This window comes from Hymenobacter artigasi, assembly GCF_012275535.1.
Lineage (GTDB): Bacteria > Bacteroidota > Bacteroidia > Cytophagales > Hymenobacteraceae > Hymenobacter > Hymenobacter artigasi.
Map to the genome: position 1 here is coordinate 157,823 of NZ_JAAVTK010000006.1, position 23,195 is coordinate 181,017.

Genomic DNA, 23,195 nt, shown 5'->3' on the forward strand with positions numbered 1-23,195 from the left:
TAATTCCCTCCCATGCCCCTCTCCCCTGAAATCCAACACACCATCAGCACCTGGCTCACGCCCGAGTACGATGCCCAGACCCAGCAGGCCATCCGCGATATGCAGGCCGCCGGCCAGGACGATGCCCTCACCGACGCGTTCTACCGCAGCCTGGAGTTTGGCACCGGTGGCCTGCGCGGCATCATGGGGCCGGGCTCCAACCGCATGAACCGCTACACGCTGGGCATGGCCACCCAAGGCCTGTGCAATTACCTGCTGCAGAGCTTTCCCAATCAGGAAATCAAGGTCGCCATCGCGCACGACAGCCGCAACAACAGCCCCCAATTTGCCGAAATAGCGGCCGGTATTTTTTCGGCCAATGGTATTATCGTGTATTTATTTGACAGCCTCCGGCCCACGCCCGAATTGTCGTTCGCTATTCGGGAGCTGGGCTGCCAAAGCGGCTGTGTAATAACGGCTTCGCACAACCCTAAAGAGTACAACGGCTATAAAGTGTACTGGAACGATGGCTCGCAGGTAGTGGCCCCGCACGACACGAATATTATTATCGAAGTCAATAAAATCACCAGCCCGAGCGAGGTGAAATTTGCGGCCGATAATTCGAAGATTATCCGCATCGGAGCCGATATGGACGCGAAATATTTCGCCGAAGCCAAAAAGCTCAGCATCGACCCGGCCGCCATTCAGCGCCAGCACGATTTGAACATCGTGTACACGCCCATTCACGGCTCGGGCATTACGCTGGTGCCCGGCCTGCTGCGCGAGTTTGGCTTCACCAATGTGAACGTGGTGCAGGCTCAGGCCACGCCCGACGGCAACTTCCCCACCGTGCAGTCGCCCAACCCCGAGGAGAAAAGCGCCATGCAGCTGGCCCTCGACCAGGCCCAGGCCACCAACGCCGACATTGTGCTGGCCACCGACCCCGACGCCGACCGCGTGGGCGTGGGCGTGAGAAATGATAAGGGCGAATGGGTGCTGCTGAATGGCAACCAGACGGCCGCCATGCTCACCAACTACCTGCTTTCGGCCCGGCACCGCGCCGGCCAGAGCACGCCGCAGGATTTCATCGTGTACACCATCGTGACCAGCGAAATTCTCGGTGATATTGCCCACGAATACCAGGTGAAGAGCTACCGCACGCTCACCGGCTTCAAGTACATCGCCGGCCTGATTCGCGACCTCGAAGGCCAGGAAACCTACATCGGCGGCGGCGAGGAAAGCTACGGCTTCCTCATCGGCGATTTTGTGCGCGACAAGGACGCCATCTCGGCCTGCGCGCTGGTGGCCGAAATGGCCGCCGTGGCCAAGGACCAGGGCCGCACGCTCTACCAGGAAATGGTGGCCATGTATGCCCACTACGGCCTGTATGTGGAGGATTTGATTTCCCTCACCAAGAAAGGCCAGCGCGGTGCCGAGGAAATTCAGGAAATGATGGCCAGCCTGCGCGCCAACCCGCCCGCTCACATCGCGGGCCTGAAAGTGGTGGAAATCCGCGATTACAAAACCGGCAAAATCCACGACCTGGCCACCGGCCTCAGCACCGAAACCGGCGTGGAAAGCTCCAACGTACTCCAGTTCCTCACCGAAGACGGCAGCAAGATTTCGGCCCGCCCCAGCGGCACCGAGCCCAAAATCAAGTTCTATTTCAGCGTGAAGCAGCCGCTGAAATCGGTGGTGGATTATGACCTGGCCAACCGCCTGGGCCACGAGAAAATCAAGGCCATTATTGCGGATATGAAGCTGCAATAGCGCGCAATAACCCAAACGACCTGCGCCGCTGGCATCCGCCTGCCGAAATGCTGCTATCGCAATAATAAACAATCGTTTATGCGATGCAAACACTTCGACAGGTGGATGCCGGTTGTGCAAAACCGCCGCACTACGCGCGCGCTACTTTGAGTGACTGGCTACCCAATCGCACACCATCATCCCACGCAATCTATCAAGTGAAAAAACAGCTACTTCTTGCAATATTTTTTTCTCTGCTGGGCTTGACCAGCCGGGCGCAGAATAAAGAAAAGGACTTTGTGGTAAAAGCCAACGGCGATACGCTGCGCGGCACCATTCGCAACAGCTTTTACCGCCCGGGGCGGGAAGCGGCCCGATTGCAGCAGGGCAAAACCACGCTGCAATTCAACCCCGATGAAATCGCTGGCTACGGCCGCCCCTACAAGCAGGTGCTGGTTAGCCGGCAGGTGGGCGCGAAGGGCGCGCCCGAGTTCGTGCGGCCCATTGCCCTGGGCTACCTGAGCCTATATGCCGGGACCAATGCCGAAAACGAATTGCGGTTTTATGTCCAGCCCGCCGACTCGGCTTATTTGGTGGAGATAGCGCCGCAGAATGCCATGCTCACCCTGAACCGCCTCATGGGCGACTGCCCGGCCCTGGATTTTGGCGCTGAAGCAACCCGGCGGCGGTTTCCCTATAGTCGGCGCGGGATGCTAGACTTGGTAAAAACCTATAATACCTGCCGCCAACCCGCGCAGCCCACCCGGGTGATGGAGCCAAAGGGAGCGTTGGTGTTTCGGTTTGGCGTGAAGGCCGGCCTTCACGCCAGTCGGTTTAATTTTGGCCCGGAATCGGCAAGCCCCGTTAATTTCAAACCAAGCTACCAGTTTGGCGTGACCCTGAATATGCAGCGCCGCAGTCGGTTTTCGACCCAGATAGAGCTTAATTATCTGTCGCTTAAAAATGAATTCGAGCAGGCAGTAATCAGTCCGAGCATCATTACTTCCTCCCGCGCCGTAACCCTGGCCCTTGACTATAAGCAACTGCAGCTTCCCATTCTGCTGCGCTACCAGCTCACCAACGGCCCGGTACGCGCCTTTATCAACGCCGGGCCCTGTGCCGGATTCAATTTCAGTAATGCTTCTACATTGAAGACCAAATATGTATACCTAAACGATAGCCAGACAAGTCCTTACCAGCTTCCCGAAAGTATCAGCGCGGGCTTTGTAGCCGGTGCGGGCCTGCTGTTTAAAATTCCCACCGGACACCTGCTCAGCCTTGAAGCACGCGTCGACCATCTTTACGACGGTCTGCGGAAATCCTATGCAGCGGAGAGTGATTTTCAAAATCCTCAGCATACTTCTTTCCGCCTCGACGCGGGCATTTTATTTTAAGGCCGTATTGGTACGCCATTCGGAGCCGCCCGGCCTGTACGTTGCTGACTGCTGTAGTCGGGCGCGTCTTCCCACGGCAGGGCCGAATACGAGGACACGAAGGCCCCTTCATCATCGTTCACATCGCTCGGGTAACTGCGCGTAGGTGCCATATCCCGACCGCCCCAGTGCATAACAGGCTATAGGGCGGTCGGGCCGGCGCATACGTCACTGGCTTCTATTACAATTTCGGCACCAGAATGGTACGCCGCCGCACCGAATGCGCGCTGAAATACCCCAGCACATCGCCCGTAAAGTTCGATTTTGGGTTAGCCGGCGAGGCCGTGGCCATGCCCCCACCCTGCAAGGTCAGGTTGAGTGTGCGGAAGTATTCGTACACGTTCACGTCTACGTTTTGCATTTCTACGCGCAGGCTGTCGCCAGCCACGAGTTTGTCGGCATCGGTGCTGCCGCCTCCCCCGCCGCCGCCGCCGCCCAGGCCGCGCACGTTGGGCTTGCCGTCGGTGAACTCGTCGTTTTGCAGGTAGACATTCTTGTTCAGGCGGCCGTTGCGGTACTGCCGGAACAGGTAGTAGTTACGCGTGCCGGCCGGGTCCAGGTAGTCCGGCAGCGCCTGAATATTGCTGCCAATAGCTGATTTCTGCACCCGCAGGCCCGCCAGCGGCACCACCGGCGAGGGCAGCGTGGATACGGCCACGTAGGCCTGCCCATCGGCCTCTACGCGTAGGGTGTAGCGCCGGCCCGGCTGGCCCACAATGGTGCTGCCCCGGTACTGGCCGGGCGTGCTGGTTTCGCGCAGGGTTTCGAGGCCGCCCGCGTCGTTGCTCAGCATGACCACGGCCCCGCTCACGGCCGGAAACGTGTTGGTTTCGGTATAGCTCACGCTGCGCGAGAGCAGCACGGTGCAGGGCTGCCCATCGTCGGCCAGGTTGCCTTCGATGCTCAGGCGCGGGGCGCTGGCCTGCAGGTCGAGGGTGATGACTTTCTGGCAGGACGCGGCGAGCAGCAGGGTGGCGGCAGCGGCCAGGCAGCGCAGGGTGAAACGGGTTGGGGTTTCCATAAAGAGAATCTGGAGCGTCATGCTGAGCGAAGCCGAAGCATCTCTACCGCACAACTATTGCATTCGATTTGACTACTTAGACGGTTGAGATGCTTCGGCTTCGCTCAGAATGACCGCGCTTTTTTCGTTCTGAAACTTTTGCCTTAGAAATTGAAATTGTACGTCACGGACGGCACCATTCGGAACAGGGCTGTTTGAAGGGCCTGCGTGCGCGAGGGGTCGTCAGGGTTGGTTTCGAAGGTGATGCTGTAGGGATTTTCGCGGCCCAGCACGTTGTAGATGGAGAAATTCCAGCTGTGGTGGAAGCGGTGGCCTTCTTTCTGCGGCTTTTCTAGGGTGGCCCCCACGTCGAGGCGGCGGTAGCCGGGCAGGCGGTCGGCGTTGCGCTGGCCGTAGAGGCTCACCACCTGCCCGGCCACGAGGTACTTGCCCACAGGGAAAGTCACGGCGTTGCCGGTGCTGGCCACAAAGGTGCCCGACAGGCTCCAGGCGGGCGAAAGCTGGTACACGCCCACCACCGAAAGGTCGTTGGGCCGGTCCTGCCGGGCGTTGAACCAGCTGCCGCTGTTGATATCGGTGAACTGGCGCTCCGATTTGCTGAGCGTGTAGCCCACCCAGCCGGTAAGGCGGCCGGTTTCCTTTTTCAGCAGAAATTCGATGCCGTAGGCCCGGCCCTTGCCGTAGAGCAGCGTGCTTTCCACGTCCTGGTTGCCGCGCAGCTGGGTGCCGTCGCGGTAGTCAATCTGGTTCTGCAGCCACTTGTAGTACACTTCGGCCGAAAAAGAATAGCCCTGATTAGCCCCCAGCTTGCGGAAATAGCCACCCGAGAGCTGGTCGGCCAGCTCGGGCTTCACGTTGTTGGTGGTGGGCACGTACAAATCGGTGGGCGACGAAGCGGCCGAGTTGCTCAGCAAATGCAGGTTCTGCACGTTGCGGGCGTAGCCGGCTTTTAGGGCGGTATTGTCCGACAGCTGGTAGCTCACCGCCAGGCGCGGCTCCAGGTTCAGGTAGGTTTTGATGACCTGGCCCGACGAATAGCTCTGGCTGCTGAGCACGGCGCCGGCCAGGTTGTAGCTCGAATACGTGCCCGCGCCCAGCAGGCTAAAGGCCGAAAGCCGCAAACCAGTCGTGAAATCCAGCTTGTCCGTGGCCGCCCATTCGTGCGACACGTACGCCGCCGATTCCAGCGAATAGTTGGTTTTGTCGGCCGTGGAATTTACCGCCGCATCGGCCGCCGCCGTAACGTGGCCGGGCGTGATGGTGTGGTAAATGGCGTTCAGGCCGAAGCGCAGCGTCTGCTTCGAGCTGGGCGTGAACTCAAAATCCTGCTTCAGATTCCAGTCCTTAATCTTGGAGTCGATACTGAAATCGGAGTCGTTGGCCCGGATTTTTATCTGGTAATCGTACTTGCTGTAGATGAGCGAGGTATTCGAAAACAGCCGGTCGGTGAACAGGTGGTTGAAGCGCAGCGTGGCCGTCTGGTTGCCGTAGTTATTCTCGAAGGTATTGATGCCCAGCACATCGCGCCCCAGGTAGCCCGAGAAGTAGATGCGGTTGCGGGCATCGAGCGTGTAGTTGGCCTTGGCGTTGAAATCGTAGAAGTAGAGCCGGGCGTTCTTGGTAGTTTCGTTGTTCGACAGCTTCAGGAAAATGTCGGCGTAAGTGCGGCGGCCCGTCACCAGAAACGAGCCCTTGTCCTTCACAATCGGCCCTTCCAACGCCAGGCGGCTGGCAATGAGGCCAATGCCGCCGCTGCCGTGCAGCTGCTGGTTGTTGCCGTCGTTCATCTTGATATCGACCACCGACGACAGCCGCCCGCCGTACTGCGCCGGCATCCCGCCCTTGTACACCGTCAGGTCCTTGATGGCGTCGGAATTGAACGTCGAGAAGAAGCCGAGCAGGTGCGAGGCGTTGTACACGGGCGCTTCGTCGAGCAGAATCAGGTTCTGGTCCACGTTGCCGCCGCGCACCGAAAAGCCGCTGCTTCCTTCCCCCGCCGTTTTGATGCCCGGCAGCAAAGTCAGGGTTTTAATCACGTCCTTCTCGCCAAACAGCACCGGCACCTTGGCAATCTGCTTCATATCAAGCGTTTCCACGCCCGACTGGGCTTTGCTGATGTTGGCCTGGCTGCTGCGGCCAGTCACCACCACTTCGTTCAGCTCCTGGCCGCCGCCGGCCAGCTTGAAATCGAGCCGCTGGCTTTTGTCGAGCGTCACTTGGCGCGGCTGGGCGGCGTAGCCCACAAAGCTGGCCTCCACCGTGTAGGTGCCCGCCGGCAGCGTGAGCGTGTAAAAACCATAGGTATTGGCGGCCGTGCCCGTGCCCGGCAGCTCCAGAATGCGAATGGAAGCACCGGTCAAATCCTCCCCGGTTTTGGCATCCTTAATGGTGCCACTAATGGTGACGCGGCCCTGGGCCTGAACCATTTGTGGCGTAGCACCGGCCAGTATGATGCCGGCCGCCAGCCAGGGCCAGCGCCCCCCATAAATAGATTGGGCCAGACAATGAAAGGAAAGAACAGCGGAACGAGTTGGTTTCATGCCTCAAAACTACCGCCGAACCCCGCCTACCCTTCAGGTTTTTATGCCAATGGCCGGAAAAGCCAGACGATGGGGCCAAGTAAGTGCCGCTTCGACCCGGCCGGTTGTCATTAATAAAGCCCCATCGGGGCGGCACTCGTCTGGCGAGTGTCGCCCCGATGGGGCTTTATCGTTCTTTTTATCCTGCTTACTACCGATATGTCGCCCCTACGGGGCTTTTAGCGAAGGCGCATTTTGCTACAACCGGACCCCAATGCCTGGCCCCAGCATGTAGAACCACCGGCTGGTGCCCAGCAGATAACCGCCCCCCAGGTAGAGCGGAAACGTGAACTTGGCCTCGCGCCGCGTGGGGTACACCGAGCCGAGAATTACCACGCCCAAATCGCGGTTGGTACTGCTGCTGCCCAGGTTGAAGGCATTGAGCGCCACGAAGCCCGCCCCTATTTTGTAGGGCCGCAGGCGGTTGATTTTGTTGGGGCTGTAGAAGCTGAACTGGGCCAGCGTGGCCAGCGAGATACCGCCCAGGTCGCCAAAGCCCGAATCGCCCTGCTTGTGGGTGAGCAGGCCGGCCGGAAAGCTCACGTCGATGTCGAACTTGTAGCGGCGCTTCAGCACCAGCTCTACGGTTTGGGTATAGCCAGGCTCAGCGTATTGGCTGGACTGGTGCTTGACCGTGACCACAATACGGCTCCACTCGTCGAGGTCATAGGTTTTGCGGCCCAGCAGGGAGTTCAGGCTGAGCGGGTCGGTGCGGCACTGCTTGTCCTGGTAGAAAGTGGAGCGGGGCGAGTTGTCGCCGGGGCACACCAGCAGGCTTTCCACGTTGCGCAGCTCAATCAGCTCGCCCTTGCTGTTGAGGGTGCGGATTTCGAACGTCAGGTACTGCTTGCCAAACAGCAAATCGGGCGTATCAATGGCATTGGGGTTGAACTGAAATACCACGTCCCGAATGGTGCCGTCGTAAAGCACCGGGCCGTTGAGCCGCGTGATGGGCCGGGCCGCGTCGCCATACGCCACCGACACAAAGTCGAGCGGGTGCGGCCGCTGAAACTCTTTAATGCTCAGGGCGTAGCCCGTAGCCTGACCCGCGTTGTACACATTGCTTTTCCGCTTATCATAGCTCACCGGCACCCGCACGCGGTACACCAGCCGGGCATCGGTCCGCACCGACGAATCGGACGGAATAACCGGCAGGTCCTCGAACGAGATGCGGGCTTTTTGCAGGCCCTCGCCTTCGAGACGCACGTCCACGGTTTCGCCGGGACTCACGCTCAGGCCGGACGTCCATTCGCCACCCCGGTGCAGCACCTGCACGTTCCGAATCACGGTTTGGGGCGTTATATCCAGGTTGGTGAGGTAGCGGGCCACGTCATTTTCCTTGATGTATAGGTAGCCTTCGGTCTGGCGGTGGGTGTTGTAGGGGCGCAGGTAGCACAGCACCCGGTCGTTGCTGAGAAACTGGCGGGTGAATATTTCAGCGATGAGCTCCCCGCCGGGTTCCTCCTGGTCTTCCACGCGGTAGGTATGGCGCAGGTCGAAGCTGCGGCCGTTGTCCAGAATCAGCTCCGTGCCCTTGCGACGGCTCACATCGTCCATGGTCACGCTGCGCTTGTCGGGCGACAGGAAGCGCAGGCGGCTGGACTTCACGTTGAAATCCTGCTTCAGCACCGGCAGCTGGTAGCTGATGCGGTTGCCGGCCAGCAGAATCGGGCGCTCGGTTTGCAGCTTCACGGCCAGCGTGTGCAGGCCCAGCTGGTTGGGCAGCACGTGCAGGCGCAGGGTGCCGTTGGCTTCGGCCACCAGGCGGTAGTCGAAATCGGCGCCGCGCACCCATTCGCCGGTTGCATGCACGTTGTGCGTGTTCGAGCTGGTGAGCTCAAACACCTTTTCTTCACCCACAAACAATTCGTTATCAGCCACTCGCAGCGCCAGCGTAGTGTGCACGAGTGGCAACAGCGGCACCACCTCGCGGCGTGGCTCGCGCCCGGCCGAGTCGGCGGCCTGCTCCACCACCAGGCGCAGGAAGCGGCTGCTGGTCAGGTTCTGAAACTTGAGGCGCGTGCGAAAACTACCGTCGCCCTCCCGGGTCAGCGAGTCGAGCTGCTGAAAATCGGGATTACGACGAAGGCGCAACGGCTTGGCAATGTTGGTATTGGCCGGGTAGAGGCGCAACTCCACGGTTTCATCGTCGCGCCGGAACCAGAAGTACAGCGTGGGCACGCCCTGCACCAGCGTGGTGTTGCGGCTCAGCAAGTAGGTGGCGGTATCGGTACGCAGGGTGGCTTCGCGCAGCACCGGCGGGCCGACCGGGGCCGTCTGGGCAACGGAGAAATGCGGCATCAATCCCCATAAAATCCCAAAAACAGCAAACGTAACGCGGACGATGAAGGAAGCAGACATTACAGCAGGCGGGCCGAAATACCCCCGCACGGCCGCAAAGGTCGGGCCACGCAAGGCCCACAGCCAAACCCTTAGTCCAAATTCAGTTATTGATTGAATTGCTGGCCTGCTGGCGCGAGTTTAGGCGAAGCCGTAACTCGTGCCGGATGTGGTGGGAGGCTGCGCCTCCCCTGCCGCGCCAGCGGCAAGCGCGACCGCCCCGCCCCAATGGGAGGCGCAGCCTCCCCCGAAAGCCCGGCACGAATTACGGCTTCGCCTAAACTCGCGCCAGCGCTGGGCCAGCGCTGGCATTACGACTTCTCGCGCCGCCGGGTGCCCAGCAGCAGCAGTATCAGCAGCAGGAAGCCGGTAGCGCCCAGGCTCCACCACGTTATTTCGGGCACGCCCCGGTGGTAGGGCATGGCGGCCGAGTAATGGCCCAGCAGCGACAGCCCCGAAAACAGTAGCCCGCCCACGCACAGCAGCGCCAGAATGGTGCGGCTCACCAGCTGGTCGGCCTTGCGCAGCAGCGTGGTGTAGCCCACCAGCTCGAACTTCAGGCGCAGCTCGCCTTTGCTGATTTTGCGCACAATCTGACGCACATCGGCGGGCAGGGTTTGCAGCAGGGCCAGCAGCTGCGTGCCGGTGTATTCGGCTTCGGTAAGCAGGTTTTCGCGCGAGTATTGCTCGCGGATAATCTTGGCGCCGTAGGGGGCCACAAATTCGAAGGTGTTGAAATTCGGGTGCAAAACCTTGCCGATGCCTTCCAAAATGACCAGCGCCCGCAGGATGAGGAACACGGCCCCCGGCACCTGCAATTTGTAGTTGTAGATGATGCCCTGGAGCGCGTCGGCCAAGTCGCTCATACTCATTTCCTTCACGTCAAGCATAGCGAAATCCTCAATCAGCTGGCTGAGGTCGGACTCGAAAGCGCGCATGTCGGGAATTTCGGCCGTGAGGGCCAGCCGCCGGAAATTCAGGGCCATGCTGCGGGCATCCTGCCGCGCCATGCCGATGAACACGCCCGCGAAGGCATATTTCTGCTGCTTGGTGAGGCGGCCCACCATGCCGAAATCGATGAGCACGATGGTGCCATCGGGGCGCACCAGCACATTGCCGGGGTGCGGGTCGGCGTGGAAAATCCCGAACTCAAAAATCTGGGTCAGGTAGATGTCCATGCCATTTTCGGCCACGTCGGCCGGGCTCAGGCCCCACTCCAGCAGCTGCACCTTGTCGGTAATCTTACAGCCGCTCACAAACTCAATCACCAGAATGCGCTCCGTGCTTAGCTCCCGGTAAGGCTTGGGCACGTAAAACGTGGTGTATTCTTCGTAAAGCTTGCGGAACTGCTCCATTGAGCGGGCTTCGGCCGTGTAATCCAGCTCCTTGCTCATGCTGCGCTCGAAGGCGTCCACGATATCCTGCGGGTTGGCGAGGCCCTGCTTTTGCAGGAAGCCGGCCGTAAGGCGCACCAACTCGTGCAGCAACGCCAGGTCGGAGCGCACTTTTTCGCGCACACCGGGGCGCTGCACTTTCACTACTACTTCCTCGCCCGTTAGCAGCCGCGCCCGGTGCACCTGCCCGATGCTGGCCGAGCCCAGCGTAATATCATCGAACTCGCTGAAGACCTCCGAAATCGGCCGCCCCAGCTCCTCCTCGATAATCTGACGGGCCAGGGCCGTTTCGAAGGGCGGCACGTTGCTCTGCAGCTTCTCAAACTCGTCAATCAGGGCTTCGGGCAGCAAGTCGGCCCGGTTGCTCATGGCCTGTGCCAGCTTAATGAATGTAGGGCCTAACTCCTCTATTATCAGGCGCACCCGCTCCCAGCGCGTGGTTTCAAACACCTGCCGGTCAGCCCGCTGCCAGCTCAGGCGGCGCGCCTGGCTCACGAGGCGGCGCAGCGGCGTGGTCGTCACCACGTCCTCAAAGCCGTAGCGCAGCAATACCTCGGCCACCTGCCGAATGCGGGAGAGGTTGGAAATCGTATTTTTAAACATTGACCGCAGATTTACGCAGATTAAACTGATTTCGCGGATTCAGGCGAGCTACGCCTCCGTTTCGGGCCGGTAGTATTACACAAAAAACCCCGCTTGCAAACAGCAAACGGGGTTTTGCACTAGCAGGCAAATTACTACGAGTTGCTCTCGCCGCTGGCCGCAGCAGTCGAAGCAGCCGGCTTCGCGGCGGGTTTGGCGGCGGCCTTCGCAGCCGGCTTCGCGGCGGGTTTGGCGGCGGGCTTAGCAGCAGCTTTGGCGGCCGCAGCCGTTGGCTTAGCAGCAGGTTTTGCAGCGGCAGCAGCCGTAGCGGCGGTTGATTTCTGGGCGGTGCCGGCGGCGGCGCTCACGCGGTCGGCCACGTTTTTCACGGCACCGGCGGCGCGGCTGGCAGCTTGGTTAGCGGTGGTTTTAGCGGCGCTTACTACGCCGGAGGCTTTGGCAGCGGGCTTGGTGGCCGCTTTGGCAGCGGTTTTTTTGGCGGCGCTTTTACCTTTGGCGGGCTTGGCATCGGCGAGGCCCACGGTGCTCTTGGCGCGGTCCACGATGCCCTGGAACTGCTTTTCGAGCTCAACGCGTTTGGTTTCGCCGCTTTTCAGCAGCTCATCCACAATTTTCTTGCCCTCGGCCTGGGTCATCTTATTGTCCTTCACCAATTTCTCAATGGTGCTCTGGACCGACTTGCTGCCCTGGGCGATGTAGCCGACGCCAGCATTTACGAACTTTTTAAACAAATCTTCCATGATGCAGGAAACGAGTTGGGGTGAAAGAAAGAAAAGGGAACCTACTGTATAAAAGCCCGTTGCCATACCAAATTAGTATGCAAGCCGACTAAATTCGATACAAACCTACACACACGCGCCAACATAGTTGAGCGGTGTACGCCGGATTTCTCCAAAAGTGGCCTAAAATCATCAAAAAGAGAATTTATTTTTTCAATTTCCTGAATATTCCACCCTCGGCCCAACGCTGCACAATGCGTTCAGCGACAGCTTATGCGGCGCGGCGACGTAGCGACACGCGCCGCTCGGCCAGCGGCAGGCGCACGGGCGCGGCCAGCGGCTGGGCCCACATATCCGTCAGGAAGGCTGCCACCTGGTCGAGGGCCTGCCGGGCCTCGGGCACCACGCGCCAGAACAGATGCCACCAATGCACCAGTCCTTCAAATGGTTGCAGGGTTACGGACACTCCGGCAGCCTGGGCTTTGCGGGTGAATTTTACCACGTCGTGATACAGCACTTCGGCCGTGGAAATCTGGATAAGCAGCGGCGGCAGGCCGTGCAAATCGGCCTGCGCGGGTGATAGCAGCGGGTACGTGAGGGGCGTTTTGTGGGCGTAGAGGGGGCCCCAGGTCCGCATTTGCAGGGCTTCGAGCAGGAGGCCTTCTTCGCGGGCCACGCGGCGCAGGGCAGTGATGGGCAGGTTCAGGTCGGTCCAGGGCGAGAGGCCGATGCCGGCGGCGGGCAGGGCCTCGCCGGCATCGCGCAGGGCCAGCAGCAGGGCCAGGGCCAGGCCGCCCCCGGCCGAGTCGCCGCCCACCACGATGTCGTGCGGCTGGTGGCCGTGGCGTAGCAGCCAGCGGTAGGCCCGCCGGGCATCATCCAGCGCGGCCGGAAACGGGTGGTCAGGGGCCTTGCGGTAGTTGATGGTGAGCACGTTGAGGCCCGTACGCTGGGCCAGGCTGCCCACCAGGCTGCGGTGGGTGTTCAGCGAGCCCAGCACGTAGCCGCCGCCGTGCAGGTACAGCAGCACTCGCGTGGCGTGCGCGGCGCGGGGCCGCAGCCATTCGGCTTCAAGGCGGTTATCAAGTTTAAAGCTTTCCAGATTCACCTTCCAAGGCATGAACTGGAATAGTGCGCCGGTTTCCATCGCCAGCCGAATGGCCCCCACGCTGGGCTTGCGGCGGGCCAGCGGCGCGGCCGCCGCCGTGAGGAACTGCTTGAGCAGCAGGTGTTGAAACGAGGGCATTGGTTTGAATTATAAATTTTGAATTATAAATTATAAATGCTATTTCAGGGTATGGCATTAGTGCTTTTGGTGCTAATAACGATGCTGCCGATAATTCTTTTTATTTCGTCAATCTCCTGATAAACTGAGTGAAATATTGGTGTAGGTAAATAATCATTATCGTGGAGCAACCGCAGCCAATACGCTGTTTCGCAGGCTTCTTTGGCAGCGATGGTAAGCTTGTGGATAAAATCGGTGCGGGAGGAAGCAGCCACTGCTTCCTCCACGTTGGCACCTATCGATGTTCCGCTTCTTAAAATCTGTTTTGAAAGGACGTATTCTCGTTGCTCCTGTGTCAAATATTTATGCAGCTTCACAATGCGCGATGCAAATGCGTACGTTTTGTCAACAATGATATTATCCTTCATTTCAAAACTGACGGCCCATGCCAGCCATTTATAATTTATAATTCAAAATTTATAATTACCTCCCACTTTTTGCCCCAGCTTATTGCCTTTGTAACCTTTTATTGCCAGCGGAATCCAGCCTATCAACGGGATGAAATAGGCCAGGGTTATGGGGTTGCGCCAGAGCATTTTCAGCCACGCGCCGGGCTTATCGAGCTGCATGCGGAAGCTGCGGCGGCCCTCCTTCACATAAAGGCGCTCGAACTCGGTGAACATGGCGGGCCAGGCGAAGGGCAGGAAAAACGGGAAGAAGCGACGGTTTTCCTTGATGCGCTGCCAGAGCTCGGCCCAGCGGTAGGGCTTCTGGCCGTGGGCGAGCACGGCGGCATCCATTTCGGTCTGCATTTTTTGGCGAACCTGGTCGCTCAGGGCCAGGTATTCTTCGCGGGTCAGCTCATCAACGGTTTTATCGGTGAGGTCGGACGGGCGGATGCGGGTGCCCATCACGAAGGTGAGCTTGGCCGGGAAAGCCAGGTAAAAGGCCCAGGGCTGAATGAGCACCAGCACCAGCAGCAGCGTGAGGGGCAGGAATGGGATGCCGATTTTCTTGGTCAGCCGGTTGATTGGTTCGAAGCTGTAGGCGTAAGGATTGAGGTATTCGGCGTTGATGGTGTAGAACGGGATGATGTCGGTACCGTGCTGCAGGGCCAGGCGCACCATGCTGGTAGCCAGGCGCTGAATCTGGTACTTGCGGTTGAACCCCTTGCCGATGCCGGGCACGCCCTCGGGGTACAGCATCAGGTTGTGGTCCTGGTAGTACATCATGGTTTCGAAATTCAGCGTCGTGGCATCCACGCTGCCGCATTTCTTCCAGAATTCGCGCACCAGGTACGGGTTCATCAGGGCAGTTTGGGAGAGCAGCGGGGCCGAGAGCGGGCGCGGCAAGTCGCTGATATTGCCATTCTTGGCCAGCAGGTGGCGCCACAGGTGCGACAGCGCCACGATGGCATCCCAGGGGAAGGCCATGCCGGAATGGTTGCTGGCGAAGATGAGCGGCCGGTCGGGATTGTTGCGCTGCGGGAAGTGCTCGAAGCCCACCAGCTCGGAGCGGAACCACACGCGGTCGAGCAGCTGCAGGATGTTTTCGTCCAGCGTTTGGGTGAATTCTTCCCGGAAATAGTCGTCGTAGATGTGCTGGTTGGCCACAATGGCCGGTGGGGGCAACGAAGACGCGGTAGTGGCAGGCATGGTGGGAATTTGCGGCGGACGAGGGACGGAAGATAGGATAATTTCTACCGCCGCGCTTGGTGGCTTGTGCTAATACCGGTTCCCGCAGAAGTCGCGGAGGCCAACGCTGCGGTTCGCCGAGCGCGGCCGCCCCTTATCCCCGGCGGCCGAAAATGGCACTGCCCACCCGCACCAGCGTGCTGCCTTCGGCCACGGCCAGCGCGTAGTCGCCGCTCATGCCCATCGAAATATCGCAGAATGCCGGCGCATCGGTAAAATACGTGGCTTTCAGGTGGTCGAAGTAGCCGTGCAGCGTTTGAAACTCCTGCCGCAGCTGGTGCTCATCGGGGGTGAAGGTGGCCACGCCCATCACGCCGGTAAGGCGCACATTCCGGAATTGCTGATACTCTTCGGAGGCCAGCATTTCCTCGGCCTCGGCCAGCGAGAGGCCGGATTTGGTTTCTTCGGCGGCGATGTGAAACTGCAGCAGGCCGTTGATAACCCGGTTGCCTTCGGCGGCACGCTTGTCGATTTCGCGCAGCAGCTTCAGGCTGTCGATGCTTTGGATGGTGTGCACAAATGGGGCCAGCAGCTTCACCTTGTTGGTCTGGAGCTGGCCGATGAGGTGCCACTCCACATCGGTGGGTAGCTGGGGCTGCTTGGCGGCCATTTCCTGGGGCCGGTTTTCGCCAAAGCAGCGCGCCCCGGCAGCATAGGCCTCCTGCAGCAGCTCGACGGGGTGGGTTTTGGTGACGACGCAGAGGCGGGCGGCGGTGCCGGCCAGCTCGGCGTTGATGCGGTGAATGTTATCGGCGATGGAGCTTGTCATTTAACAGTTATCATTTAACATTTAACAATTTGTTTTCATCAGCTCACTTGCCATTTCCCAATTAACCAGTGCGCTTACACTGCTTCCACGCACGGGGAAAGGCCCCTGCCACTTGTAACCGCTGAACAACTGTTAAATGTTAAATGATAACTGTTAAATGAATGTCAGTCCTCCAGCGGGTTGCTCAGAAACGTGCTTTTTAGCAGCAGCCACAGCAGCCACAGCGCAATGCTGAGCCACAGATACGGCCGGTAGAAATCCTTGGTATTGCGAAACCGCAGCTGCTTGATTTCGGATTTTTCGAGGCGGTTGATTTGGGCGAACACCTCGCGCAAAGCGCCCGTATCGGTGGCCCGGAAGAAGCGGCCATCGGCGGCGGCGGCCAGCTGGCGCATGGTGGTTTCGTCGAGGCGGGTGTTCACGTAGCGGGTGCGGCCCAGGGAGTCCTGGCCGTAGGGCACAAAACCGTCCTTGCCCAGCCCGATGGTGTAGATGCGGATGCCGAAGGCGTGGGCCAGCTGGGCGGCCAGCAGCGGGTCGAGGCTGCCGGCGTTGTTCTCGCCATCCGATAGCAGGATGCACACCCGCGACCTGGCCGTGGACTCGCGCAGGCGGTTGGTGGCCACGCCCAGGGCCGTGCCAATGGCCGTGCCGTCTTCCTTAATCATGCCCACGCGCAGGCTACGGAGGTCCTCGCGCAGCAGGTCGTAGTCGGTGGTGAGGGGGGCCAGGGAGTAGGCTTCGCCGGCGAAGGCCACCAGGGCGAGCCGGTCGCCGGCGCGGGAATTCACAAAATCGGTGGCAATGCGCTTCGCGGCTTCGAGGCGATTGGGGCGCAGGTCTTCAATTTCCATCGAGCCCGACACGTCGAGGGCCAGCACGAGGTCGATGCCCCGGCCGGACTGCTCCACGCGCTCATCGGTGCGCTGCGGGCGGGCCAGCGCCACAATGGCGAAGCTGAGGGCGAGGGCCAGCACCACATCGGGCACGAAGCGCAGCACGGCCGCCCAGTCGCGCCGCACGGGGCCGGGCGCAAAGGCCACCACCACCTGCGCCCGCCGCCGCGCCAGCAGCCAGCGCAGCCCAAACAGCAGCGGCACGGCCGCAATGAGCAGCAGCAGGCGCGGCTGCTGCCACTGGTAGCCGGCCAGCGTGGTATAGCGCAGAAGGTTGAAAAAGTCGTTCAATTAAAATGGTATACGAATGACAAAAGAACGTCATGCAGCGCGCAGCGAAGCATGACGTTCTTTTTTACCTGTATGCGCTACCCCGTGACGGACGCGTACCGCCGCTCGGCAAAGCCGCGCAGGCGCTGAAAGGCGCGGTCAACTTCGGCGGCTTCTTCGGTTTGTACGTTGCCGTAAATCACCTTATCGGTAGCGTTCAGAGCTTTGCGCACATCGGAATCATTCTCGAAATACGCCACGATTTCGCGGGTGGTGAAGGAGTTCAGGCCGCTGTTTTCGAGGCCGGCGAGGTAGTTTTTCCAGAGTACCACGGCGCGCTCCACGTTGGTGGCCGAGCGCGAGAGCTCGAATCGCTCGACGTGCCGCGCAAACTGCGCCAGGAAATAGCCGTGGTTTTTGCGCCGCTTGTAGGCCGAGTAGCGCCGCACCAGCCCCTGCCGAAACAGCGCCGCGCCCCCCGCCAGCAGCAGCAGTACCGCCAGCGCCCCGGCAATCCAGTAAGGGTAGTTGAAAATGGGCTCGATGGGCACCAGGGCCAGGTTTTGGCGCAGGTCGGGCAGCTCGGTGGCGTTGGGCTGCGGCGCGGCCGTGCGGCGCAGGCGCACCCGGCTGGGCGGCGGCAGAATGCTCAGCGTATCGGCCCCTTGCAGCACGGCCACGGGCAGGGCCAGGGTTTGCACCGAATCGAGCCGGAACGTGCGCAGGTGGTACACGGCCCGGTCGAGGCTGATGCCCCCTCGGGTACGGGTAGGAAAAAAGGTTTTGCCCGCGTACTCAAACGGCGCAAACCGGGCCAGTGAGTCCGGAAAAACCACTTCCAAATCGGGCGCGTGCTCGTAGCGCAGCTCGTAGTCGAGCGGCTCGCCCACTAGGGTTGTTTGCTTCTGAAAGCGGCCCTGCGGAATGGGCGTCGGGGTAGTCTGGGCCTGGGCGGAAATGCTATTTATTAGAAAGACCGTCATGCAGAGCGCAGCGAAGCATCTTGCCCGGGGTAGTAATCCACTATTCAAAAAACAGTTACTGCCTCGGGCAAGATGCTTCGCTGCGCTCTGCATGACGGTCTTTCCCTCTCCCCAATGCTCGATGCGATGCTTACCCACGGCGGCCCGATTGACGACGATGACGAAACAAATTCACCAGCTGGGGCACAAAATCGCCCTCCGTACTCAGGGCCAGAAAGCCGGTGCGGTGGCGGCGGCATATGTTTAGTAGCTCTGCTTCCTGGCGCTCGGCGGTGGCTTCCTGGCGGGCCCGGAAATCGGGGCTGGAGGTGTTCACCCAGCGCACCTGGCCGGTTTCGGCATCACGCAGGGGCACAATGCCCAGGGCCGGAAACGTGCGCTCGCGCGGGGCCTGCAGCTGCACCACTATCAGGTCGTGGCGCTGGGCCAGCATGGTGAGCTCCCGCTCGTAGTTGCCATCAATAAAATCGGACACCAGCACCACCAAGCTGCGGCGCTTGAGCAGCCCCAGCGCCTGCCGGATGCCCGCCCCCACCCCCGTGCGGCCCGAAACCGGCACCAGCGAGTACAGCCGGCTGATGAGCGCATACGCCGCCCGCGGCCCCTTGCCGGGCGGCAGATACAGCTCCTTCTGGTCGGAAAACGCGAACAGACCCAGCGCCGAGCCCTGCCGGGCGGCCGACAGCGCCAGCAGCCCCGCAATGTCGCGGGCCACGTCGAGCTTGCGGCGCTGGCCGTCGCCCACGTCCAGCGAGGCGCTCACGTCCAGCAGCACCAGCACCTGCTGCTCCTTTTCCTCCTTGTAGGTTTTCACGAACGTGCCGTGGCCCTTGCTGCTCACGTTCCAGTCGATGGCGCGCACTTCATCGCCGTACTGGTAGAGGCGCACGTCGTCGAACTCCAGGCCCGTGCCTTTGAATACGGAGTGAAAATCACCCTGTAGCTGGGCCTCCACCGCTTTGCGAATGCGGATTTCGAGGTGGCGCAGGCGGCGCACCAGGTCGGTGAGCGCCGAGGGCACAGAGGGGTTCATGGGGGATTTAAAAGTTGGGAGTTAAGAGTTAAGAGTTAGGAGTTGTGAGGTTGAGGGTGAGAAATCAAGTTCGCAACTCTTAACTCCTAACTTTTAACTCTCCAATGGCGAAGCTACGGCGCTGGGCTAACTTTGCGACGTGAAATCATTCCGCCGTTGCTGCCTGGGCCTGGTGCTGGCCCCTCTCCTACTGGCTTTGCCCGCCTGCCAGCGCCCTGAAGAGGCCCCTATGCCCGCCGATTTGATACCCCGCGAGCACATGGCCCAGATGCTGGCCGACCTGCATCAGCTCGAAGCCCAGGTGGAAAGCAGCCGCCTTTCGCCCGATTCGGGCCGGGCCCTGTACCTGGCGCAGCATAAAAGCCTGCTGTGGAAGCACGAAGTTACCGACTCGGCCTTCCAGCGCAGCTACCGCTACTACGGCATCCACGGCAAAGACCTGAACGAAATCTACGCCGGCGTTATCGACACGCTCAACCATCGGGAAACCAAGCTCAACCCTGCCAGCAAGCCCGCCACCGACCAGTGGGGGCCACCCAAAACCAACTAAACCAGCCGCTGCCCATTGGGCACCGGGCCCGCCACGGCAGCCAGCACAATATGCCCGTCGGCATCGGCCAGGCCGGTTACCAGCACTTCGGAGCGAAACTTCCCAATCTGCTTGGGCGGGAAATTGACCACCGCCAGTACCTGCCGGCCCACCAGTTCCTCCGGCGTGTAGTGGTGCGTAATCTGGGCGCTGGACTTTTTCAGGCCGATTTCCGGTCCAAAATCAATCAGTAGCTGATACGCCGGCCGGCGCGCTTCCGGGAAAGCCCGCGCCTCCCGAATGGTACCCACGCGCAGGTCGACGCGCTCAAACTCGGCCCAGGTGAGGGTTGTGGGAGATGGAGATTCCATGGTTTGGGGAGAATTAGAAAACGGTCATGTCTCGGCTGCGCTCAGCATAACCGTTTTGTGGCTTTTACCTACTCCACTGCGAAAGCCTTCAGCTGCTCCAGTTTCAGCTGGGTTTGCTTTTCCCAAAACGCCTGCCGCACGGCGTTCAGGCCGTGGCCGGTTTCCGCATCGTAACGGTTCTGCTCGTTGTCCCAGGCGGCATATACGGCCTTGGTCACGTTGTTGAAAGCCGGCTGGAGTTTATTGCAATCAGCCTTAGCAGCAAAGGCAACCAGCTTCTGGCGCATAATGCGGGCATAGGCTTCGGTGATATCGAAGTGCAGCTGCTCGTGGCGCAGCAGGGCTTCGGAAGCCGTTTTGGGGTTCTGAAACCACGACGTATTGGGGTCGAATGCCGCCGTTACGGTGGAGCTGAATACGAAATCGCGGCAGGCGGCATTCGACTTGATATCGGCCGAGGTGAGGGCCGCCAGCCGGTCCGACAGCCCGGGATGGCCCTGAAAATCGGCCATCGTGAGCCGCCGCGTGGCCGACCACGGGATGGGCGGCGCGGGCACGGGTTTGGTGGCCGGGGCAGCGGCTGGCTGGGGTTTCGGGGCCGGGCCCTGGAGCAGCACAGCGGCCGTTAAAATCGAAATCAGAAAAGAAAGCATGGAGGCAAAGTAATGAGATGCACGCGGCCGGCGCGGGTTGCCGGCCGCCATAGCGCGAACCGCAGCGCGAACGTTGTAGTTCGCGCTACTGCGCCGATACCGGCTCGGGCACGTAGCCCGGCGCGGTTTCGCGCCGGAAGCGCACAATCAGCACGCCCGCCACAATGGTAAGCCCCAGCAGCAGCCCCGTCCACACGCCCGGCGCACCAAAATGCAGCCGAAAACCCAGGAAGTAGCCCAGCGGCAGCGCCACCGCCCAATAGGCCAGCAAGGCCACCACCGAAGGCACCTTCACGTCTTCCAGCCCGCGCAGCGCGCCCAGGCCCATCACCTGCAAGCCATCGGACACCTGAAACAGGGCCGCGATGAGCAGCAGCGTGCCGGCCTGCGCTACCACGGCCGCATCGTGGCTATAAAGCAGCGGGGCCTGGTGCCGCAGGGCAATAAAGAGCGTCGCCATGGTGGCCATAAATCCAAAGCCCAGCACGTAGGCCGCGAAACCGGCCTGCCGCGCCGCCGGCATGTCCCCTTCCCCCATCAGCTTGCCCACCCGGATGGTGGCCGCCGCCGCAATGCCGCTGGCCGCCATATACGTTATCGAAGCCAGGTTGATGGCCACCTGGTGCGCGGCCAGCGGCACCGCGCCCAGCCAGCCAATCATGATGGCGGCCGTGGCAAATGCGCCTACTTCGAAAGCCATCTGCACGCCGATGGGCGCGCCCAAATCGAACAGCCGGCGCAGCGTGGCCCAGTCGGGCAGCCAACTGTGCACGGCGGCGCGGTACTGGTGCAGGCGCTGAGCCATAAGCACATACGTCGCCATGAGCGCGGCCATGAGTATGCGGGCAATGAGCGTGGCCCAGGCCGAGCCCATGAGCCCCATCTGGGGGGCACCCCAGTGGCCGAAAACCAGCGCGTAGCACAAGGCAGCATTCACCACGTTGGCCAATACCGACAGCCACATGGCCTGCCGCGTGAGCCCCAGCCCCTCGGCGAACTCGCGGAAGCCCTGGAAAATCATCAGCGGCAGAAACGACCAGCTGATAACCCGCACCCAGGGCGCGGCCATGGCCTCCACGGCCGGCGGCTGACCCAGGTAATGCATGAGCGGCGGCACCAGCTGGCCCAGCCCCGCCAGCGCCAGCCCCGCCAGCACACTCAGCCAAACGGACGACACAAGCAGGCGGGCCAGCACGGGCAGGTCGCGGCGGCCATCGGCGGCAGCTACCAGGGGCACGGCTCCCATGCTCAGGCCAATGCCCAGAATCATGATGACGTTGGTACTGTTCACGCCCAAGCTCACGGCGGCCAGCGGCACGGTACCCGTGCGCCCCACCAGCACCGAATCGACGAAACTTACCATGATGTGCCCCAGCTGCGACAGCACCACCGGATAAGCCAGCAGCAGCGTAGGCCGCAAATGAGGACGAATATTACTCAGCATAATTCCTTAAAAAAGCCCGGCAAAGGTCTTGCCCTTCCCCAAACCCGGAGCCGTTGCTCCGGTCTGACCGCCCCAGACGGTCAGACCGGTTGTCGTCAGGGCGAAATCGTGCTCACTTCAACCGGTCGGACCGGCGCAACGACCCGCCGTTCGATAGCTGTCAGATAGTTCTGGGTGAGGACACGCAAAGGTACGGGCCGCCCGCGCGCAGAACGGGTCAAATCACCGTCGCAGCCCGATACAAAGACGCCTGCTCGCGGCTCGTTGATGAACGGCACCGCCGGTACAGACCAAACAACGAGGAAATGTGATTATGCAGTTCTACGCCCGTACCGTGGCCTCAATAATGGCCAGCGCCCGCCGCAAGTCCTCTTCCGCCACGGCGTAGGACAGGCGCAGGAAGCCCGGCGCGCCGCAGGTGGCCCCGTCCACCACTTCTACCCCGGCGGCGGCCAGGCGCCGCACCAGCTGCGCGGAAGCCTCCGGCAACGGCAAACCGGGCGCGAGAAAGCGGGTGAAATCGGCAAAAACGTAGTAAGTGCCTTCGGGGGCCACCACGGCGGACGCGCCGGGCAGGGCCGCGAGGCCAGCGAGCAGCAGCTGCCGGGTGGGCTGCAGCTGCGCGCACAGCGCCGCGCCAATGGCGTTGGCGTGCTGCGTGGCGGCCAGCGCGGCCTGCTGGGCAGTAACGGGCACTGCCACCCCGGTGCTAAACAGCCGCGCCGCCACGGCCCGCGCCAGCTCGGGCGGGGCCACCAGGCAGCCCACGCCCCAGCCCGCCAGCGCCAGGGATTTCGAGAAGCCGCTCACCACCACATGCCGCTCGTGCGGGCCGGGCTGGGCCAGCAGTGTGGGCACTGGCTCGGGCCCGAAGCTGATGCCTTCGTAAATCTCATCGCTGAGCACCCATAGGTTCGGGAATTCGGCCGCGACTGCCAGCAAAGCCGCCCACTCGTTCTGCGAATACACACGGCCAGTGGGGTTACCCGGATTGCTGAGGATGAGCAGCCGCGTGGCCGGCGTGAGGGCCGCCCGCAGCATTTCGGGCGTGAAGGCGTAGTTGTCGGCGGCGCTGAGCGGCAGCGGACGCAACGTGCCGCTGGCCCGCCGCACCAGGTCGTAGAAACCGAACCAGTTGGGGGTGGGCAGCAGCACGTCGTCATTGGGCCGCAGTATTTCGCTGAGCACGGCAAAAAGGCCCGTTTTGGCCCCGGCCGTTACCAGTACCTGCTCGGCCGTAACGCTGGTAGCGCCGCGCTGGCGGTAGCGCTGGGCCAGGGCTTCGCGCAGCTCGGGCAGGCCAGCGGCGGGGCTCACGGACAGGGGCTGGCCGTGCTCCCGGGCTTGGCGCAGAGCTTCATCGGCGGCGGCCAGAGCTACTTTGGGTACTGCAAAATTTCCGTAGCCGGACGCGAGGCTGAGCATGGGATGAATTGATAGTTAGGAGTTAAGAGTTATGAGTTATGAGTTAAAGGTTAGGAGTTAGCGAGCTGATATTTCAAACTCTTACC

19 protein-coding genes are annotated in these 23,195 nt (G+C 61.3%); 3 read left to right on the forward strand and 16 right to left on the reverse strand.

Going from position 1 to position 23,195, the window contains the following annotated elements; all coding sequences use genetic code 11:
• Positions 1–12: 12 nt before the first annotated feature.
• Both HBN54_RS11680 and HBN54_RS23990 read left to right on the forward strand, forming a co-directional pair.
• The gene (locus HBN54_RS11680) at positions 13–1,749 is read left to right on the forward strand and encodes a phospho-sugar mutase (protein ID WP_168673390.1); all 1,737 of its coding nucleotides are present in this window, start codon (positions 13–15) and stop codon (positions 1,747–1,749) included.
• A 101-nt stretch (positions 1,750–1,850) separates the two neighbouring features.
• On the forward strand, positions 1,851–3,122 hold the full coding sequence (locus tag HBN54_RS23990) for a porin family protein (protein WP_168673391.1): 1,272 nt from the start codon (positions 1,851–1,853) through the stop codon (positions 3,120–3,122).
• A 220-nt stretch (positions 3,123–3,342) separates the two neighbouring features.
• On the opposite strand, the gene HBN54_RS11690 is transcribed toward HBN54_RS23990, so the two are convergent.
• The 12 genes from HBN54_RS11690 to HBN54_RS11745 form a co-directional block, all read right to left on the reverse strand.
• Positions 3,343–4,182 carry a DUF4249 domain-containing protein gene (locus HBN54_RS11690; RefSeq protein ID WP_168673392.1) on the reverse strand — a complete coding sequence of 280 codons (840 nt, stop codon included), beginning with the start codon at positions 4,180–4,182 and terminating at the stop codon, positions 3,343–3,345.
• A 143-nt stretch (positions 4,183–4,325) separates the two neighbouring features.
• Positions 4,326–6,722 carry a TonB-dependent receptor gene (locus HBN54_RS11695; protein WP_235955504.1) on the reverse strand — a complete coding sequence of 799 codons (2,397 nt, stop codon included), beginning with the start codon at positions 6,720–6,722 and terminating at the stop codon, positions 4,326–4,328.
• Between the two features lie 237 nt (positions 6,723–6,959).
• Positions 6,960–9,062 (reverse strand): hypothetical protein, encoded by a 2,103-nt coding sequence (locus tag HBN54_RS11700; RefSeq protein ID WP_168673393.1) that lies wholly within the window; start codon positions 9,060–9,062, stop codon positions 6,960–6,962.
• A gap of 350 nt (positions 9,063–9,412) precedes the next feature.
• Positions 9,413–11,098 carry an ABC1 kinase family protein gene (locus tag HBN54_RS11705; RefSeq protein WP_168673394.1) on the reverse strand — a complete coding sequence of 562 codons (1,686 nt, stop codon included), beginning with the start codon at positions 11,096–11,098 and terminating at the stop codon, positions 9,413–9,415.
• A gap of 134 nt (positions 11,099–11,232) precedes the next feature.
• Positions 11,233–11,838 (reverse strand): phasin family protein, encoded by a 606-nt coding sequence (locus HBN54_RS11710; protein ID WP_168673395.1) that lies wholly within the window; start codon positions 11,836–11,838, stop codon positions 11,233–11,235.
• Positions 11,839–12,088: 250 nt separating this feature from the next.
• Complete coding sequence (locus HBN54_RS11715; RefSeq protein ID WP_168673396.1) at positions 12,089–13,063, reverse strand: alpha/beta hydrolase; 975 nt, start codon at positions 13,061–13,063, stop codon at positions 12,089–12,091.
• Between the two features lie 44 nt (positions 13,064–13,107).
• On the reverse strand, positions 13,108–13,470 hold the full coding sequence (locus HBN54_RS11720; RefSeq protein WP_168673397.1) for a four helix bundle protein: 363 nt from the start codon (positions 13,468–13,470) through the stop codon (positions 13,108–13,110).
• A 42-nt stretch (positions 13,471–13,512) separates the two neighbouring features.
• A complete protein-coding gene (locus tag HBN54_RS11725) occupies positions 13,513–14,697 on the reverse strand; it encodes a lysophospholipid acyltransferase family protein (protein WP_210428044.1) in 1,185 nt (394 codons plus the stop codon).
• 133 nt (positions 14,698–14,830) lie between these two features.
• Complete coding sequence (locus tag HBN54_RS11730; RefSeq protein WP_168673398.1) at positions 14,831–15,505, reverse strand: YggS family pyridoxal phosphate-dependent enzyme; 675 nt, start codon at positions 15,503–15,505, stop codon at positions 14,831–14,833.
• A 164-nt stretch (positions 15,506–15,669) separates the two neighbouring features.
• Positions 15,670–16,692: a vWA domain-containing protein gene (locus HBN54_RS11735; protein ID WP_168673399.1), complete on the reverse strand. Its 1,023-nt coding sequence runs from the start codon at positions 16,690–16,692 to the stop codon at positions 15,670–15,672.
• A gap of 77 nt (positions 16,693–16,769) precedes the next feature.
• Positions 16,770–17,654: a hypothetical protein gene (locus HBN54_RS11740; RefSeq protein ID WP_168673400.1), complete on the reverse strand. Its 885-nt coding sequence runs from the start codon at positions 17,652–17,654 to the stop codon at positions 16,770–16,772.
• A 130-nt stretch (positions 17,655–17,784) separates the two neighbouring features.
• Entirely contained in the window at positions 17,785–18,687 is a 903-nt protein-coding gene (locus HBN54_RS11745; RefSeq protein WP_168673401.1) for a DUF58 domain-containing protein, read from the reverse strand.
• Positions 18,688–18,826: 139 nt separating this feature from the next.
• On the opposite strand from HBN54_RS11745, the gene HBN54_RS11750 reads away from it, so the two are divergent.
• Positions 18,827–19,237: a DUF4296 domain-containing protein gene (locus HBN54_RS11750; RefSeq protein ID WP_168673402.1), complete on the forward strand. Its 411-nt coding sequence runs from the start codon at positions 18,827–18,829 to the stop codon at positions 19,235–19,237.
• Here HBN54_RS11750 and HBN54_RS11755 read toward each other — a convergent pair.
• From HBN54_RS11755 to HBN54_RS11770, 4 genes are all read right to left on the reverse strand, one after another.
• On the reverse strand, positions 19,234–19,587 hold the full coding sequence (locus tag HBN54_RS11755) for a tRNA-binding protein (protein ID WP_168673403.1): 354 nt from the start codon (positions 19,585–19,587) through the stop codon (positions 19,234–19,236). The two genes, HBN54_RS11750 and HBN54_RS11755, sit on opposite strands and share 4 nt — an antisense overlap.
• Positions 19,588–19,655: 68 nt before the next feature.
• A complete protein-coding gene (locus HBN54_RS11760) occupies positions 19,656–20,240 on the reverse strand; it encodes a DUF922 domain-containing protein (protein ID WP_168673404.1) in 585 nt (194 codons plus the stop codon).
• A gap of 85 nt (positions 20,241–20,325) precedes the next feature.
• A complete protein-coding gene (locus tag HBN54_RS11765) occupies positions 20,326–21,684 on the reverse strand; it encodes an MATE family efflux transporter (RefSeq protein ID WP_168673405.1) in 1,359 nt (452 codons plus the stop codon).
• A gap of 321 nt (positions 21,685–22,005) precedes the next feature.
• Positions 22,006–23,109 carry a pyridoxal phosphate-dependent aminotransferase gene (locus HBN54_RS11770; RefSeq protein WP_168673406.1) on the reverse strand — a complete coding sequence of 368 codons (1,104 nt, stop codon included), beginning with the start codon at positions 23,107–23,109 and terminating at the stop codon, positions 22,006–22,008.
• Between the last annotated feature and the right edge of the window lie 86 nt (positions 23,110–23,195).

Bases quoted from the DNA above. Each gene is read 5' to 3' on its own strand.
- HBN54_RS11745 (WP_168673401.1), bottom strand. From the start codon at position 18,687: ATGAACCCCTCTGTGCCCTCGGCGCTCACCGACCTGGTGCGCCGCCTG.
- HBN54_RS11680 (WP_168673390.1), top strand. From the start codon at position 13: ATGCCCCTCTCCCCTGAAATCCAACACACCATCAGCACCTGGCTCACG.
- HBN54_RS11720 (WP_168673397.1), bottom strand. From the start codon at position 13,470: ATGAAGGATAATATCATTGTTGACAAAACGTACGCATTTGCATCGCGC.
- HBN54_RS11755 (WP_168673403.1), bottom strand. From the start codon at position 19,587: ATGGAATCTCCATCTCCCACAACCCTCACCTGGGCCGAGTTTGAGCGC.
- HBN54_RS11765 (WP_168673405.1), bottom strand. From the start codon at position 21,684: ATGCTGAGTAATATTCGTCCTCATTTGCGGCCTACGCTGCTGCTGGCT.
- HBN54_RS11725 (WP_210428044.1), bottom strand. From the start codon at position 14,697: ATGCCTGCCACTACCGCGTCTTCGTTGCCCCCACCGGCCATTGTGGCC.
- HBN54_RS11770 (WP_168673406.1), bottom strand. From the start codon at position 23,109: ATGCTCAGCCTCGCGTCCGGCTACGGAAATTTTGCAGTACCCAAAGTA.
- HBN54_RS11705 (WP_168673394.1), bottom strand. From the start codon at position 11,098: ATGTTTAAAAATACGATTTCCAACCTCTCCCGCATTCGGCAGGTGGCC.
- HBN54_RS11710 (WP_168673395.1), bottom strand. From the start codon at position 11,838: ATGGAAGATTTGTTTAAAAAGTTCGTAAATGCTGGCGTCGGCTACATC.
- HBN54_RS11695 (WP_235955504.1), bottom strand. From the start codon at position 6,722: ATGAAACCAACTCGTTCCGCTGTTCTTTCCTTTCATTGTCTGGCCCAA.
- HBN54_RS11760 (WP_168673404.1), bottom strand. From the start codon at position 20,240: ATGCTTTCTTTTCTGATTTCGATTTTAACGGCCGCTGTGCTGCTCCAG.
- HBN54_RS11730 (WP_168673398.1), bottom strand. From the start codon at position 15,505: ATGACAAGCTCCATCGCCGATAACATTCACCGCATCAACGCCGAGCTG.
- HBN54_RS11690 (WP_168673392.1), bottom strand. From the start codon at position 4,182: ATGGAAACCCCAACCCGTTTCACCCTGCGCTGCCTGGCCGCTGCCGCC.
- HBN54_RS11700 (WP_168673393.1), bottom strand. From the start codon at position 9,062: ATGCCGCATTTCTCCGTTGCCCAGACGGCCCCGGTCGGCCCGCCGGTG.
- HBN54_RS11715 (WP_168673396.1), bottom strand. From the start codon at position 13,063: ATGCCCTCGTTTCAACACCTGCTGCTCAAGCAGTTCCTCACGGCGGCG.
- HBN54_RS11740 (WP_168673400.1), bottom strand. From the start codon at position 17,654: ATGACGGTCTTTCTAATAAATAGCATTTCCGCCCAGGCCCAGACTACC.